Source organism: Streptomyces sp. NPDC001941 (assembly GCF_040296945.1).
GTDB lineage: Bacteria > Actinomycetota > Actinomycetes > Streptomycetales > Streptomycetaceae > Streptomyces.
The window spans coordinates 277,279-292,589 of record NZ_JBEOYE010000003.1 but is presented as its reverse complement, the minus strand read 5'-3'; the positions used below and the strand labels follow the sequence as shown (position 1 = coordinate 292,589).

Below are 15,311 nucleotides of genomic sequence, written 5' to 3'. Positions count from 1 at the left end.
GTTCAGCTCATGCCCCAGCCGTCGAAGACACCCCGTGCCAGCGCCGCGCCCGACGCGCCCGAAAGTGCCGCAGGCAGTCGCGCCGCCGCGCAGCGCCTCAAGATGCGCCGCGAGCTGGCGGCGGCGGCCATGGAACTGTTCGCCACCAAGGGTTACGAGGCGACGACGGTCGACGAGATCGCGGCGGCGGCCGGGGTGGCCCGGCGGACCTTCTTCCGGCACTTCCGGTCCAAGGAGGAGGCGATCTTCCCGGACCACGACGACACCCTGGTGCGCGCGGAGGCCGTGCTCAACGCGGCCCCGGCGCACGAGCACCCGCTGGACACGGTCTGCCGGGGCATCAAGGAAGTCATGAAGATGTACGCGGCGTCGCCCTCGGTCTCCGTGGAGCGCTACCGGCTGACCCGCGAGGTGCCCACGCTGCGCGAGCGGGAGATCGCGTCGGTGGCCCGCTACGAGCGGCTGTTCACCCGCTACCTGCTCGGCCACTTCGACGAGCGCGACCACCACGACGGCAACGACGACCCGCTGCTGGCGGAGGTGGCCGCGTCCGCGGTGGTCACCGCGCACAACCACGTGCTGCGCCGCTGGCTGCGGGCGGGCGGCCAGGGCGACGTGGAGACCCACCTCGACCACGCCTTCGCGATCGTCCGGGACACCTTCGGCACCGGCATCGGGGCGGGCCGCAAGGCGGGGGCGAACGGCTCCGCCGCGCCGGCCGCGACCGCGTCGTCGGACGGCGAGGTGCTGGTCGCCGTCGCCCGGACGGACGCACCGCTGGACGAGGTCATGCGGACCATCAGGAAGGCGCTGGGCCGCAGCGGCTGAGCGCGCCGGGCCGTAGCAGGACCGTAGGACGAGAAGGGGCGTTCCCTGGGGGAACGTCCCTTTTCGCATGTCCGGGCACCCCGGTTCGATCGATCATCGCTCATATGTGACGAGAAGTTTTCAAGTGAGAGAACTTTTTGGCACTCGGTGCCTTGTCACCTGTCACGGGGTGCCATACGTTGATGTTGTCCGGGCGGCCGGCGCACCGAGATCACATCGAGTGCCGGCTGTCCCCGCACCCCATCGGGGTGCGCGCCCGGACGCCTGCGTCACAGGCAACCTCCCGCGCTCACCAGCGCTGCCAAGCACCACCGGCCGAACCGACGGCACACCTCCACAGCAGCACTTCCCGACGTTCCCTCAGCCGCCCCCGCACAGGGGGCTCGCTTCGCCGGAGGCACCACCGTGAAGGAAATCCTGGACGCGATCCAGTCGCCCGAGTCCACCCCGGCCGACTTCGCCTCGCTCAAGCTCCCCGAGTCGTACCGCGCGATCACCGTGCACAAGGACGAGACCGAGATGTTCGCCGGGCTCGCCACCCGCGACAAGGACCCGCGCAAGTCGCTGCACCTGGACGAGGTGCCGCTGCCCGAACTCGGCCCGGGCGAGGCCCTGGTGGCCGTCATGGCCTCCTCGGTCAACTACAACTCCGTGTGGACCTCGATCTTCGAGCCGCTGTCCACCTTCGGCTTCCTGGAGCGCTACGGCCGCGTCAGCGAGCTCACCAAGCGGCACGACCTGCCCTACCACGTCATCGGCTCCGACCTGGCCGGCGTCGTCCTGCGCACCGGCCCCGGCGTCAACGCCTGGCACCCCGGCGACGAGGTCGTCGCGCACTGCCTCAGCGTCGAGCTGGAGTCCTCCGACGGCCACAACGACACGATGCTCGACCCCGAGCAGCGCATCTGGGGCTTCGAGACCAACTTCGGCGGCCTGGCCGAGATCGCCCTGGTCAAGTCCAACCAGCTGATGCCCAAGCCGGACCACCTCAGCTGGGAGGAGGCCGCCGCTCCCGGCCTGGTCAACTCCACCGCCTACCGCCAGCTGGTCTCGCGCAACGGCGCCGGGATGAAGCAGGGCGACAACGTCCTCATCTGGGGCGCCAGCGGCGGACTCGGCTCGTACGCCACGCAGTTCGCGCTGGCCGGCGGCGCCACGCCCATCTGCGTGGTCTCCAGCCCCGAGAAGGCCGACATCTGCCGCGCGATGGGCGCCGAGGCGGTCATCGACCGCAACGCCGAGGGCTACAAGTTCTGGAAGGACGAGCGCACCCAGGACCCCAAGGAGTGGAAGCGCTTCGGCAAGCGCATCCGCGAGTTCACCGGCGGCGAGGACATCGACATCGTCTTCGAGCACCCGGGCCGCGAGACCTTCGGCGCGAGCGTGTACGTCACCCGCAAGGGCGGCACCATCACCACCTGCGCCTCCACCTCGGGCTACATGCACGAGTACGACAACCGCTACCTGTGGATGTCGCTCAAGCGCATCATCGGCTCCCACTTCGCCAACTACCGCGAGGCCTGGGAGGCCAACCGCCTGATCGCCAAGGGCAAGATCCACCCCACCCTCTCCAAGGTCTACTCCCTCGAGGAGACCGGCCAGGCCGCCTACGACGTCCACCGCAACCTGCACCAGGGCAAGGTCGGCGTCCTCGCACTCGCCCCCGAGGAGGGGCTCGGCGTGCGCGACCACGCCAAGCGCGCCCAGCACATCGACGCCATCAACCGCTTCCGCAACGTCTGAACATCCCGGGGAGCACACGATCATGACTGAGCGTCAGAAGGACCGGCCGTGGCTGATGCGGACGTACGCCGGTCACTCCACCGCCGAGGCGTCCAACGAGCTGTACCGCCGCAACCTCGCCAAGGGCCAGACCGGCCTGTCCGTCGCGTTCGACCTGCCGACGCAGACCGGTTACGACCCCGACCACGTCCTCGCCCGCGGCGAGGTCGGCCGGGTCGGCGTCCCGGTGTCCCACCTCGGTGACATGCGGCGGCTGTTCCAGGACATCCCCCTGGAGCAGATGAACACCTCGATGACCATCAACGCCACCGCGATGTGGCTGCTGGCGCTCTACCAGGTCGTCGCGGAGGAGCAGGGCGCGGACATCGCCACGCTCCAGGGCACGACCCAGAACGACATCGTCAAGGAGTACCTGTCCCGGGGGACGCACGTCTTCCCCCCGGGGCCCTCCCTCCGCCTGACGACCGACATGATCGCCTACACGGTGTCCCACGTCCCCAAGTGGAACCCGATCAACATCTGCTCGTACCACCTCCAGGAGGCGGGGGCCACACCGGTCCAGGAGATCGCGTACGCGATGTCCACCGCCATCGCCGTTCTCGATGCCGTCCGCGACTCAGGGCAGGTCCCCGCCGAGAAGTTCGGGGACGTCGTGGCCCGCATCTCCTTCTTCGTGAACGCGGGCGTCCGCTTCATCGAGGAGATGTGCAAGATGCGGGCGTTCGGGCGGATCTGGGACCAGATCACGCGCGAGCGCTACGGCATCGAGAACGCGAAGCAGCGCCGCTTCCGCTACGGCGTCCAGGTCAACTCCCTCGGCCTGACCGAGGCCCAGCCGGAGAACAACGTCCAGCGCATCGTCCTGGAGATGCTGGCCGTCACCCTCTCCAAGGACGCCCGCGCCCGCGCCGTCCAGCTGCCCGCCTGGAACGAGGCCCTCGGCCTGCCGCGCCCCTGGGACCAGCAGTGGTCCCTGCGCATCCAGCAGGTCCTGGCCCACGAGAGCGACCTGCTCGAGTACGAGGACATCTTCGCCGGGTCGCACGTCATCGAGGCCAAGGTCGACGCCCTCGTCACCGAGTGCCTCGCCGAGATCGCGCGGATCCAGGAGATGGGCGGCGCGATGGCCGCCGTCGAGTCCGGCTACCTCAAGTCGCAGCTCGTCTCCTCGCACGCCGAGCGGCGCGCGCGCATCGAGGGCGGCCAGGAGAAGATCGTCGGCGTCAACATCTTCGAGACCACCGAGCCCAACCCGCTCACCGCGGACCTGGACACCGCGATCATGACGGTGGACCACGCCGTCGAGGCGAAGGTCGTGCGGGCCCTCGCCGACTGGCGCACCACCCGCCAGGAGTCCAGCGACCGCCAGGGCATGGGCGACCCGTTCCACTTCCCCACCGTCCACCAGGCCATCGACCGGCTCAAGGAGGCCGCCGCGGGCACGGAGAACCTGATGGAGGCCACCCTGGAGTGCGCCCGCGCCGGGGTCACCACCGGCGAGTGGGCGGGCGCGCTGCGCGAGGTCTTCGGCGAGTACCGCGCCCCCACCGGTGTCTCCTCCGCGCCCGTCGCGGTCACCGCCGAGGCGGGCACCCCGCTCGCCGTCGTCCGCGAGAAGGTCTCCCGCACCGCCGACGAGCTCGGCGCGGGACGGCTGCGCCTGCTGGTCGGCAAGCCCGGCCTGGACGGGCACTCCAACGGCGCCGAGCAGATCGCCGTGCGCGCCCGCGACGCCGGCTTCGAGGTCGTCTACCAGGGCATCCGACTGACTCCCGAGCAGATCGTGAGCGCCGCCCTGGCCGAGGACGTGCACTGCGTGGGACTGTCCATCCTGTCCGGCTCGCACGCCGAACTGGTCCCGGACGTCCTGGAGCGGCTGCGCGAGGCCGGGGGCGCCGACATCCCGCTGATCGTCGGCGGGATCATCCCCAACAGCGACGCCGACGACCTGAGGCGGGCGGGCGTGGCAGCCGTCTTCACCCCGAAGGACTTCGGCATCACGGAGATCATCGGCCGTATCGTCGACGAGATCCGCACAGCGAACAAGCTCAACCCCCTCGAAAGCTCGGAGGTCCCCGCATGACCAGCCCCGTCAACCGGCTCCGTCCGCGCCGCTCCTGCCTGGCCGTGCCCGGCAGCAACCCGCGGTTCCTGGAGAAGGCCCAGGGCCTGCCCGCCGACCAGGTCTTCCTCGACCTGGAGGACGCCTGCGCCCCGCTGGCCAAGCCCGAGGCCCGGCACACCATCGTGAAGTTCCTCAACGAGGGCGACTGGACGGGCAAGACGCGGGTCGTACGGGTCAACGACTGGACGACCGAGTGGACCTACCGCGACGTCGTCACCGTCGTCGAGGGCGCCGGGCAGAACCTCGACTGCATCATGCTGCCGAAGGTGCAGACCGCCGAGCAGGTGGTGGCCCTGGACCTGCTGCTCACCCAGATCGAGAAGACGATGGGCTTCGAGGTCGGGAAGATCGGCATCGAGGCGCAGATCGAGAACGCGCGCGGCCTGAACAACGTCAACGCGATCGCCGAGGCGTCCCCCCGGATCGAGACGATCATCTTCGGCCCGGCCGACTTCATGGCGTCGATCAACATGAAGTCGCTGGTCGTCGGCGAGCAGCCGCCCGGCTACGGCGCGGACGCCTACCACTACATCCTGATGAAGATCCTGATGGCCGCCCGCGCCAACGACCTCCAGGCGATCGACGGCCCCTACCTGCAGATCCGCAACGTGGAGGGCTACCGCGAGGTCGCCGGGCGCGCCGCGGCGCTCGGCTTCGACGGCAAGTGGGTGCTGCACCCCGGCCAGGTGGAGGCGTCGAACGAGATCTTCTCGCCGTCCCAGGAGGACTTCGACCACGCCGAGCTGATCCTGGACGCGTACGACTACTACACGTCCGAGGCGGGCGGGAAGAAGGGCTCGGCGATGCTCGGCGACGAGATGATCGACGAGGCCAGCCGCAAGATGGCGCTCGTGATCTCCGGCAAGGGCCGCGCCGCCGGGATGACCCGTACGTCGAAGTTCGAGATCCCGGAGGCGTGACGCGATGCAGTTCGGCCGTACCTACGAAGAGTTCGAGATCGGCGCCGTCTACAAGCACTGGCCGGGGAAGACGGTCACCGAGTACGACGACCACCTGTTCTGCCTGCTGACGATGAACCACCACCCGCTGCACCTGGACGCCAACTACGCGGGCAAGACGACCGACTTCGGCAAGAACGTGGTGGTGGGCAACTACGTCTACTCGCTGCTGCTCGGCATGAGCGTGCCGGACGTGTCCGGCAAGGCGATCGCCAACCTGGAGGTCGAGTCGCTGCGGCACATCGCGCCGACCTTCCACGGCGACACCATCTACGGCGAGACCACGGTCCTGGACAAGACGCCGTCGAAGTCCAAGTCGGACCGCGGGATCGTGTACGTGGAGACCAGGGGCTACAAGCAGGACGGCACGGTGGTCTGCGTGTTCCGCCGCAAGGTGATGGTCCCCACCGAGACGTACATCAAGGAGCGCGGCGGCGAACAGCCCGGCCGCCCGGAGCCGCAGGAGAACAAGTAGCCATGGCCCGTCTCGCCCAGACCCACGGTCTGACCGACGTCCAGCAGGAGATCCTGGCCACCGTCCGGGACTTCGTCGACAAGGAGATCATCCCGGTCGCCACCGACCTCGAGCACCGCGACGAGTACCCGCAGGAGATCGTCGACGGCCTCAAGGAGCTCGGCGTCTTCGGGCTGATGATCCCGGAGGAGTACGGGGGCCTGGGCGAGTCCCTGCTCACGTACGCGCTGTGCGTGGAGGAGATAGCGCGCGGCTGGATGTCCGTGTCGGGGATCATCAACACGCACTTCATCGTGGCGTACATGCTCAAGCAGCACGGCACGCAGGAGCAGAAGGACCACTTCCTGCCGCGGATGGCGGCCGGCGAGGTGCGCGGCGCGTTCTCGATGTCGGAGCCCGCGCTGGGCTCGGACGTGTCGGCGATCACGTCGAAGGCGGTGCGGGACGGCGACGAGTACGTCCTGAACGGCCAGAAGATGTGGCTGACCAACGGCGGCACCTCCACGCTGGTGGCCGTCCTGGTGCGCAGTGACGAAGGACACCCCGAGGGCACCGCGCCGCACAAGTCGATGACGACCTTCCTGGTGGAGAAGGAGCCCGGCTTCGGCGAGGTGCGCCCCGGCCTCACCATCCCCGGCAAGATCGACAAGATGGGCTACAAGGGCGTCGACACGACCGAGCTCATCATGGACGGACTGCGCATTCCGGCCAATCGCGTACTCGGCGGGACCACCGGCCGAGGGTTTTACCAAATGATGGACGGCGTGGAGGTCGGCCGCGTCAACGTCGCGGCACGTGGCTGCGGCGTCGCTCAGCGTGCCTTCGAGCTGGGCGTCTCCTACGCGCAGCAGCGCCACACCTTCGGGAAGCCGATCGCCCAGCACCAGGCGATCCAGTTCAAGCTGGCCGAAATGGCTACCAAGGTGGAGGCCGCTCATGCGATGATGGTCAATGCGGCACGCAAAAAGGACTCCGGGGAACGAAACGACCTCGAAGCAGGGATGGCGAAGTACCTCGCCTCCGAATACTGCAAGGAAGTCGTGGAAGACGCATTCCGTATCCACGGTGGCTACGGATTCTCCAAGGAGTACGAGATCGAGCGCCTGTACCGCGAGGCGCCCATGCTGCTCATCGGTGAAGGTACCGCCGAGATCCAGAAAATGATCATTGGTCGTCGACTGCTCGAGGAGTACCGGTTCCAGGGTTGATTGTCGCTTTTGAGGCGGTTCGGCCGCGAAGAAGATCACACCCTGTCATCGTCTTCCGGCCGCCGACTCGGCTTCTGGCTTGCCCAGTTGTTGCGCGCAACCGATAGCATCGCCGGTAAAGCCGCCGTCCCCATTGCCAGCGCGGCATCATCCGCTACGAAGGTCATCCATGCCCCACAGCCAAACCTCTGCACACCGCGACAGCCTCTCCGGCGTACGCCTCGCGCGCGGAGCATCGCCGTGGCTCCTGCCGACCGTCGCGACCGCGGCGCTGAGCCTGGCGCGTGCGCGCCGGTCGAGGCGTGCCGCCGCCATCGCCGTGCCCACCACCGCGCTCGCGGCGGGCATGCTGTGGTTCTTCCGCGACCCCGAGCGCGAGATCGCGCAGGGCCGTGTCATCTCGCCCGCCGATGGTGTGGTGCAGAGCATCATGCCGTGGAAGGACGGACGGACCCGCGTCGCCATCTTCATGAGCCCGCTGAACGTCCACGTCAACCGCGCGCCCCTGGCGGGCACGGTGACGTCCGTCGAGCACGTGCCCGGCGGCTTCGTTCCCGCGTTCAACAAGGAGAGCGAGAACAACGAGCGCGTCGTCTGGCACTTCGACACCGAGCTCGGCGACATCGAGATGGTCCAGATCGCCGGCGCCGTGGCCCGCCGCATCGTGCCGTACCTCCCGCAGGGCACCAAGGTGGAACAGGGCGAGCGCATCGGCCTGATCCGCTTCGGCTCGCGCGTGGACATCTACCTGCCCGAGGGCGTGGAGGTCGACGTCGAGGTGGGTCAGGTCACTACCGCGGGGGTGACTCGAATTGACCGTGATTGATCCGGAGACACAGGCGGGCTGGGCCGAGGACGCCAAGGCCAAGGCCGAGGCGGCCGAAGAGGCCGAGGAGATGCCCCTCTCACTGCGGCTGTCAATAGCGGACACCCTCACGCTCGGTAACGCCACGTGCGGGTTCATGGCGGTGTACTTCACCACCACCGGGATCCTCATCCCGCACCTCCAGGGCAGCCAGGAGACCGGCATGGCGCGGCACAGCGCCGCGACCGCCGTGATCCTGATGCTCTGCGCGGCGATCTTCGACCTCTTCGACGGACTCGTGGCCCGCAAGCTGCGCAGCTCCCCGATGGGCGCCGAGCTGGACAACCTGTCCGACCTGATCAGCTTCGGGCTCGCCCCGGCCTACTTCGTGCTGGTGTACGGAATGGTCGCGGACGACGCCCACCAGCGGGTCTCCGCGGTGGCCGCGATCGTCGTGCTGCTCGCGGTGGTGCTGCGGCTGGCGAGATTCTCGTGCGTGACCATGAAGGACGGCATGTTCCAGGGCATGCCGAGCCCCTTCGGAGCGCTGACGATCGTCTCGATCGTGCTGCTCGAGCTGCCGTTCCCGGCGACGCTGCTGGCGATCGTGGGCACGGCCTGGCTGATGGTGAGCCGGGTCGAGTACCCGAAGCCGCGGGGCATCCTCGCGGTGGCCATGCTCAGCTGGATCGTGGGCGCGATGGGCCTGCTGGCCGCGTGGGCGTTCGACGCCCCCGGCGGCGAGCTGCTCCTGCAGACGGGCTGCGCGCTCCAGGTGGTGCTGGGCGCCGTGATCCCCCTCTTCGCGACGGCCCGGCGCGTGAACACCTTCCGCGACAACCGGCGCGAGAACCGGGAGGCCCGCGCGGCGCAGCTGCCGTAGCGACCCGGTCACAGGACGTACGACAGGGCCCGGAACCACCTGGTGGTTCCGGGCCCTGTGCGTTGTCCTCGTACGTCGTCCTCGTACGTACGTCGTCCTACCGGTGGGGCGCGCCCCGCTCAGCTCAGGAAGTCACGGGCGATGTTCGCCGCCACGTCCTCGAGCAGCGGGCCCGCGTTCGCCATCGACCTGGCCGGGTCCGGCTCCAGCTCGCCCAGGGGGTACGCGCGACGGATGCCCGCCGCTCCCAGGGCCTCCGGGGGCAGGGCGAGACGGCCGCAGACCGCGACGACCTCCTTGCCCGCCGCGCGGGCCGCCGCGGCGACGCCCGCCGGGGCCTTGCCGTGCAGGGTCTGCTGGTCCAGCGAGCCCTCGCCGGTGATCACCAGCGTGGCCCGCTCCAGGGCCGGGGCGAAGCCCAGCACGTCGAGCATGACCTCGATGCCGGGGCGGAAGCGGGCGCCGAGGCCCACCAGGGCGCCGTACCCGATGCCGCCCGCCGCGCCCGCGCCGGGCGACTCGGCGAGCTCGGGGCCCAGTACCGACGCGAAGTGCGCCAGCGCCGCGTCCAGGGTGGCCACGTCGTCCTCGTCGGCGCCCTTCTGCGGGCCGTAGACGGCCGGGGCGCCCTTGGGGCCGGTGAGCGGGTTGTCGACGTCGCTGGCGAGCACCAGGTCGACCTCGCGGAACCTCGGGTCGAGGCCGCTGAGGTCGGCGGTGGCGACCTCGGCGAGGGCGGCGCCGCCGGGTCCCACCGGGTTGCCGTCGGCGTCCAGGATCCGCGCGCCGAGGGCGGCCAGCATGCCGGCGCCGCCGTCGGTGGTGGCGCTGCCGCCGACGCCGAAGACGATGGTGCGCGCCCCCGCGTCGAGGGCGGCGCGCAGCAGCTCGCCGGAGCCGTACGTGGTGGCGGTGAGCGCCGCGAAGACTCCCTCGGGCAGCAGCTGGAGGCCGGAGGCCTCGGCCATCTCGACGACGGCGGTGCCGTCGCGCAGTGCGTAGGCGGCGGTCACCGGTTCGCCGAGGGGGCCGGTGACCCGTACCTCATGGCGTTCGAATCCGGCGGCCACCGCGGCCGCGACCGTTCCGTCGCCGCCGTCGGCCACGGGCAGGGTCTCCACCACCAGGTCCGGGACGACTCGTCGCAGCCCGGCCGTCACCCGCTGTGCGACCTGTACGGCCGTGAGCGAGCCCTTGAACTTGTCGGCCGCCACGAGCACGCGCGCGGCCTCTCCTGCTCCGTCCGTCACCTTGCATCCCTTGCTTTCGAACAGGCAGTCGCGCCGAGGCCGACCCTATCCGTAGGTTCAGACGGCGTGCCACCCCCTGATGTAGGCATATTCCGCACCATAGTGGGGCGTCATGAGCACGGAACCGATCGATGAGTCCCCGCCGGGCGCCCCGCCCGGCGACCACTCCCCCGACCTGGTCGTCGTCGGCACCGGCGTCGCCGCGGTCGTGGCCGTGGTCGGCTGGGCGGCCCTGGGCAAGAGCTCCTTCGACAGCACCTCGTCGACGGCGCTGAACTGGGTGCTGCACAACTTCGCCTGGCTGTTCGTGATCGCGGCCGACACCTTCCTGGTGATGTGCGTGGTGATCGCGGTCAGCCGGTACGGGCGGATCCGGCTGGGCCCGGACGACTCGGAGCCGGAGTTCACGAACCTGGCGTGGATCGCGATGATGTTCAGCGCCGGCATGGGCATCGGCCTGATGTTCTACGGGGTCGGGGAGCCGCTGACGCACTACCTGACGCCTCCCCCGGCGTCCGGCGCGCAGGCGGGCACGGGTGCGGCGGCGCGGGCCGCGATGGAGTACTCGTTCTTCCACTGGACGCTGACGCCGTGGGCGATCTACGGGATCGCGGGCCTGGCGCTGGCGTACGCGGGCTTCCGCAAGGGCCGCGGCAACCGGCTGAGCGCGGCCTTCGTGCCGCTGATCGGGGCGCGCAGGGCGGACGGCTGGCAGGGCCGGGCGATCGACCTGCTGGCGGTCTTCGCGACGGTGTTCGGCACGGCGACGAGCCTGGGCCTGGGCGCGCTGCAGGTGGCGGAGGGCCTGAACATCACGACGGGCATCGCCGACTCCACGGGCACCGAGCTGGTGATCATCGGGGCGCTGTCGGCGGCGTTCGTGCTTTCGGCCTTCTCGGGCCTGCACAAGGGCGTGAAGTGGCTGTCGACGATCAACATCGTGCTGGCGGCGGCGCTGATGCTGTTCGTGTTCCTGCTCGGCCCGACGGTCTACGTCCTGGACGTGATCCCGGCGTCGGTGGGCGGGTACCTGCACCAGCTGCTGCCGATGGCGTCGCGGACGGGCGCCTTCACGGACCGTGACTGGTTGGGCACCTGGACGATCTTCTACTGGGCCTGGTGGCTGTCGTGGGCGCCGTTCGTGGGCACCTTCATCGCGCGGATCTCGCGGGGCCGCACGATCCGCGAGTTCCTGGTCGGGGTGCTGCTGGTGCCGTCGGGCGCGACGGTGATCTGGTTCTGCGTGATGGGCGGCACGGCGATCCGGCTGGACTCCACGGGCGAGGCCGACCTGGCCGGGGCGGTGAAGGACGGTGCGGAGGCGTCGCTGTTCGCGATGCTGGACGCGCTGCCGCTGGGCACGGTCACCTCGTACCTGGCGATGCTCCTGGTGATGACGTACTTCGTGACGAGCGCGGACTCGGCGTCGCTGGTGATGGGGTCGCTGACCAGCCGGGGCGCGCTGCACCCGCCGACCTGGCTGGTGGTGACGTGGGGCGTGCTGATGGCGGCGGTCGCCGCGGTGCTGCTGGTGGCGGGCGGCCTGAAGTCGCTGCAGACGGCGACGATCCTGGTGGCGCTGCCGTTCGTGATCGTGATGCTGGTGCTGTGCTGGGCGCTGCTGAAGGAGCTGCGGGAGGACCCCGGAGCGGGTCCGGCGCGGCACCCGGCGCTGCACGGGCTGCGGGACGCGGTGAAGGCCATGGTCGGGGACGCGATCACCGAGCAGGGCCAGGTGCGTCACCACCGGCTGCGCCGTGCGGCGAAGTCCCGTACGGAGGACGACGGCTGACGGTGTGACGGACGAAGCGGCGTGCGGGCCCGGTCTCCCCTCGGGAGGCCGGGCCCGCGGCCGTCCGACGGTGCGAAAGCCCTCCTCGCGGGGTGTTCCGTCGGCACAATGGGCGCATGTGGTTTCGGGGGCCGGCGCTTCCCGCGGCGCGGGTCGCGGTGTTGTACGAGGGCGACAGGAAGGCCGCGGGCGGGGGCGCGCTGCTCTCCTCCCGTACGGTGCTGACCTGCGCGCACGTGGTGAACGACGTGTTGCGGCGTGACCAGTTGGCGCAGGAGCGGCCGGACGGCGCCGAGGTCTCCCTGCTGGTGTCCGGGGAGTGCGGCCGCGAGCGGGTGCCGGCGCGGCTGGTGGCGTGGGTGGCGCCGCGCCCGCGGGCGGGCGACCCGGTGTGGGGCGGCGACCTGGCGGTGCTGGAGCTGGAACGCCCGGTGGCGGCGGGGACGGCGCCGGTGGTGTGGCGGGACATGGCGGAGGGCCAGGGGCTGCGGGCCTGGCACGGGGGCGGTCTCGACGTCACGTTCGCCGACACCGAGGTGGCGGGTCTCACGGGTGCGGTGGGGTACCTGGACGCGGGGCTGAAGGGCGCGGCGATCGGCCCGGGGTACAGCGGCGGCCCGCTGTGGGCGCGGGACGACTGGGGGGCCGTCGGCCTGGTGGTGGCGCACGTGATGCCGCGGGCGGGGGCGGGTCTCGGCGGGCAGGACACCGTGCGGCGGTCCTGGGGGATCCCGTGGCAGGTGATCCGGGAGGAGCTGGCGGCGGTGGGCGCCGCGGAGGTGGTGGCGGCCTGCTCGGTGCGCGAACCGGTCGGCGCGGACGCGCCGGAGGTGCGGGAGCTGGCGGACTGGGTGCGGGTGGTGTGCGGGGACCGGCAGCGACGGGCGGAGCACGCGGCGGAGCTGGCACGGGAGTTGGGGATCGCGGCGCCGCGGGACGGCTCGGCGCCCTCGGTGGAGGAGCTGACCCGGGTGCTGGTGGGCCGGGAGCGGGCGCTGGCGGCGCTTTCGGCGCTGCTGGCGCCGGAGCTGAAGGGCGACCGCGCCGAGCTGGACGGGTTGCTGGCGGCGGGGCGGGCGGTGGGGGCGCGGCTGCTGTCGCGGGGGGAGTTCGGGGAGCTGACGGGGCTGCTGGCGGCGGTGGCGGAGGCGGACGCGTCGCTGGTGCCGCGGGCGGCGCGCGCGTCGCTGCCCTACACGCCGCTGCCGGACGCGCTGCGGGGTGCCCGGCTGGCGTGTCGTCAAGTGGATTCTGTCGTGGTCGAGTTGGAGCCCTTCACGGATCCGGGGGCCTCGGCGGAGGGGGCGGCGCCGATGCCCGCGCTGCTGACGCTGGTGGCGTACGCGGCGGCGGGGGCGGCGGAGCCGCAGCGGGCGGCGCTGCGGGCGTGGCTGCGGCGGCTGGCGGCCCGGCTCGGGGTGCACCGGGAGGCGCTGGCGCAGCGGGAGCGGGACGCGGCGCAGTGGGCGCTGCACCGGCCGCCGCCCGTGGAGCGGCTGGTGGTGCGGATCGCGGCGGTGGGTCCGGCGCCCTCGTCGGCGTACCGCTGCGCGGTCTGGCAGGTGGGGGCGGACGGGACGCCCGAGCCGCTGGCGCGGGCCGACGGCGCGCTGGGGGCCGAGCAGGTCGCGGCACTGGTGCAGGAGTGCGCGGGCCGGGCGCGGGGGCCGGGCGGCGGGGTGGACCGGGTGGACGTGGTGGTGGACCGGGAGGGGCTGCGGCTGCCGTTCGACGACTGGGCGGCGGGCAGCGGCCTGCTGGACTTCCTGCGGCCGGCGCCGCTGGGGGTGCGGTTCCGGATCGCGCTGCGCTGCCCGGAGATGAGCGAGCGGGTGCCGGGGCGGGAGGACGACATGCGGCGGCGCTGGGACGGCGGGGCGCACGGGCCGCTGGTGGTGGCCGAGGGGGCGAGCCCGGAGAAGGTGGCGGCCCTGCTGCAGAGCGAGTACCGGGACGCCCGGCAGGCGGTGCTGCACGGCCCGCCGGAGCTGCGCCACCAGTTGCTGCAGGTGTGCCTGGCGCTGGGCGTTCCGGTGGTGCTGTGGGACCGGGAGGCGCGCACGCACGCCCACGCGGAGCGCCTGGACAAGCTGTCCCCGTGCGGAACACTGCACCAACTCATGGACCGCATACGGGATTTCAGGGCCGAGCTGTACGGAGAGCCGGAGTACTCGGCGGCCCGGCCCTCGCTGGTGTGGGAGGACACGGACGTACCGCTGCCGCGGGACGTGCTCGATCTGCGGGACCCCTCGGAAGGGACGTACACGTCATGACAGCTGGGGACGGGGCCGGGGCGGCCGACTGGCGGTTGTTCCGGGGGGACGGGGTGGCCGGGGCGGCCGCGTTCCCGCCGGCCCCGCCGTGGCGGCGCTTCGACGCGGCGCGGGCGGAGCGCCCGCTGCCGTACCTGATCGGGCGGGCGGAGGCGGACGTGGTCAACGCCGCGCTGCACCTGCGGCGTCCGCTGCTGGTGACGGGGCAGCCGGGGACGGGGAAGTCGTCGCTGGCGCGCGCGGTGGCGCACGAACTGGGACTGGGGCGGGTGCTGTCCTGGCCGGTGAACAGCCGGGCGACGCTGGCGGAGGCGCTGTACCGCTACGACGCGATCGGGCGGCTGCGGGAGGCCAACCTGCGCCGGGAGCGGGCCAAGGAGGTGCCCGGGGACTCGGGCATCGGCGCGTACGTGCGCCTCGGGCCGCTGGGGACGGCACTGGTGCCGGGCGGCGCGCGGCCCCGGGTGCTGCTGGTGGACGAGCTGGACAAGGGGGACGTGGACCTCCCCAACGACCTGCTGAACGTCTTCGAGGAGGGCGAGTTCGAGATCCCGGAACTGGCCAGGCTGCCGCAGGAGCTCGCGCGGGTGGACGTGATGACGGACGACCCGGACGCCTGGACGACGGTCGTGCGGGGGCGGGTGCGGTGCGGCGAGTTCCCGGTGGTGGTGATCACCAGCAACGGCGAGCGCGAGTTCCCGCCCGCCTTCCTGCGCCGCTGCGTGCGGCTGAACCTGCCGGAGCCGGACGAGGACCGGCTGCTCGCCATCGTCCGGGCGCACCTGGGAGGGGAGGGGGAGCCGGAGGGCATGGAGGCGCTCCTCGCCACGTTCCTGGCCCGCCGGGCGCGCGGGGAGCTGGCCACGGACCAGCTGCTGAACGCGGTGTTCCTGCGGGGGCGCGGGGTGGAGCTCGGTCCGGACGCGCTGCTCGACGCGGTGCTGCACCGGCTCGGCGGGACGGTGTAGCG

The 15,311-nt window shown here is 71.5% G+C and carries 12 protein-coding genes; 11 read left to right on the top strand and 1 reads right to left on the bottom strand.

The window, feature by feature from the left end:
• Positions 1-9 precede the first annotated feature (9 nt).
• From ABT160_RS04910 to pssA, 8 genes are all read left to right on the top strand, one after another.
• On the top strand, positions 10-828 hold the full coding sequence (locus ABT160_RS04910; RefSeq protein ID WP_351643593.1) for a TetR family transcriptional regulator: 819 nt from the start codon (positions 10-12) through the stop codon (positions 826-828).
• Positions 829-1,233: 405 nt separating this feature from the next.
• The gene (gene ccrA, locus ABT160_RS04905; RefSeq protein WP_351643591.1) at positions 1,234-2,571 is read left to right on the top strand and encodes a crotonyl-CoA carboxylase/reductase; all 1,338 of its coding nucleotides are present in this window, start codon (positions 1,234-1,236) and stop codon (positions 2,569-2,571) included.
• 22 nt (positions 2,572-2,593) lie between these two features.
• Positions 2,594-4,654 carry an ethylmalonyl-CoA mutase gene (locus ABT160_RS04900; protein WP_351643589.1) on the top strand — a complete coding sequence of 687 codons (2,061 nt, stop codon included), beginning with the start codon at positions 2,594-2,596 and terminating at the stop codon, positions 4,652-4,654.
• Positions 4,651-5,616 (top strand): HpcH/HpaI aldolase/citrate lyase family protein, encoded by a 966-nt coding sequence (locus ABT160_RS04895; RefSeq protein WP_351643587.1) that lies wholly within the window; start codon positions 4,651-4,653, stop codon positions 5,614-5,616. The genes ABT160_RS04900 and ABT160_RS04895 overlap by 4 nt, the downstream gene beginning before the upstream one ends.
• Positions 5,617-5,620: 4 nt before the next feature.
• Complete coding sequence (locus ABT160_RS04890; protein ID WP_351643585.1) at positions 5,621-6,130, top strand: MaoC family dehydratase; 510 nt, start codon at positions 5,621-5,623, stop codon at positions 6,128-6,130.
• A 2-nt stretch (positions 6,131-6,132) separates the two neighbouring features.
• Positions 6,133-7,338: an acyl-CoA dehydrogenase family protein gene (locus tag ABT160_RS04885; RefSeq protein WP_351643582.1), complete on the top strand. Its 1,206-nt coding sequence runs from the start codon at positions 6,133-6,135 to the stop codon at positions 7,336-7,338.
• 169 nt (positions 7,339-7,507) lie between these two features.
• Positions 7,508-8,164, top strand: coding sequence for a phosphatidylserine decarboxylase (locus ABT160_RS04880; RefSeq protein ID WP_351643580.1), 657 nt, complete (start codon positions 7,508-7,510; stop codon positions 8,162-8,164).
• Entirely contained in the window at positions 8,151-9,026 is an 876-nt protein-coding gene (gene pssA / locus ABT160_RS04875; protein WP_351643577.1) for a CDP-diacylglycerol--serine O-phosphatidyltransferase, read from the top strand. The genes ABT160_RS04880 and pssA overlap by 14 nt, the downstream gene beginning before the upstream one ends.
• Positions 9,027-9,145: 119 nt before the next feature.
• On the opposite strand, the gene ABT160_RS04870 is transcribed toward pssA, so the two are convergent.
• The gene (locus ABT160_RS04870) at positions 9,146-10,276 is read right to left on the bottom strand and encodes a glycerate kinase (protein ID WP_351643576.1); all 1,131 of its coding nucleotides are present in this window, start codon (positions 10,274-10,276) and stop codon (positions 9,146-9,148) included.
• A 112-nt stretch (positions 10,277-10,388) separates the two neighbouring features.
• Here ABT160_RS04870 and ABT160_RS04865 point away from each other — a divergent pair, with 112 nt between their 5' ends.
• The 3 genes from ABT160_RS04865 (at position 10,389) to ABT160_RS04855 (ending at position 15,309) form a co-directional block, all read left to right on the top strand.
• Positions 10,389-12,068, top strand: coding sequence for a BCCT family transporter (locus tag ABT160_RS04865; protein WP_351643574.1), 1,680 nt, complete (start codon positions 10,389-10,391; stop codon positions 12,066-12,068).
• A 116-nt stretch (positions 12,069-12,184) separates the two neighbouring features.
• The gene (locus ABT160_RS04860) at positions 12,185-14,341 is read left to right on the top strand and encodes a VMAP-C domain-containing protein (RefSeq protein ID WP_351643571.1); all 2,157 of its coding nucleotides are present in this window, start codon (positions 12,185-12,187) and stop codon (positions 14,339-14,341) included.
• Positions 14,338-15,309 carry an AAA family ATPase gene (locus ABT160_RS04855; protein ID WP_351643569.1) on the top strand — a complete coding sequence of 324 codons (972 nt, stop codon included), beginning with the start codon at positions 14,338-14,340 and terminating at the stop codon, positions 15,307-15,309. The genes ABT160_RS04860 and ABT160_RS04855 overlap by 4 nt, the downstream gene beginning before the upstream one ends.
• Positions 15,310-15,311: the final 2 nt, after the last annotated feature.

Excerpts from the sequence above, each read along its gene's own strand:
- ABT160_RS04910 (WP_351643593.1), top strand. The coding sequence starts at position 10 with ATGCCCCAGCCGTCGAAGACACCCCGTGCCAGCGCCGCGCCCGACGCG.
- ABT160_RS04900 (WP_351643589.1), top strand. The coding sequence starts at position 2,594 with ATGACTGAGCGTCAGAAGGACCGGCCGTGGCTGATGCGGACGTACGCC.
- ABT160_RS04895 (WP_351643587.1), top strand. The coding sequence starts at position 4,651 with ATGACCAGCCCCGTCAACCGGCTCCGTCCGCGCCGCTCCTGCCTGGCC.
- ABT160_RS04890 (WP_351643585.1), top strand. The coding sequence starts at position 5,621 with ATGCAGTTCGGCCGTACCTACGAAGAGTTCGAGATCGGCGCCGTCTAC.
- ABT160_RS04885 (WP_351643582.1), top strand. The coding sequence starts at position 6,133 with ATGGCCCGTCTCGCCCAGACCCACGGTCTGACCGACGTCCAGCAGGAG.
- ABT160_RS04880 (WP_351643580.1), top strand. The coding sequence starts at position 7,508 with ATGCCCCACAGCCAAACCTCTGCACACCGCGACAGCCTCTCCGGCGTA.
- ABT160_RS04865 (WP_351643574.1), top strand. The coding sequence starts at position 10,389 with ATGAGCACGGAACCGATCGATGAGTCCCCGCCGGGCGCCCCGCCCGGC.
- ABT160_RS04860 (WP_351643571.1), top strand. The coding sequence starts at position 12,185 with ATGTGGTTTCGGGGGCCGGCGCTTCCCGCGGCGCGGGTCGCGGTGTTG.
- ABT160_RS04855 (WP_351643569.1), top strand. The coding sequence starts at position 14,338 with ATGACAGCTGGGGACGGGGCCGGGGCGGCCGACTGGCGGTTGTTCCGG.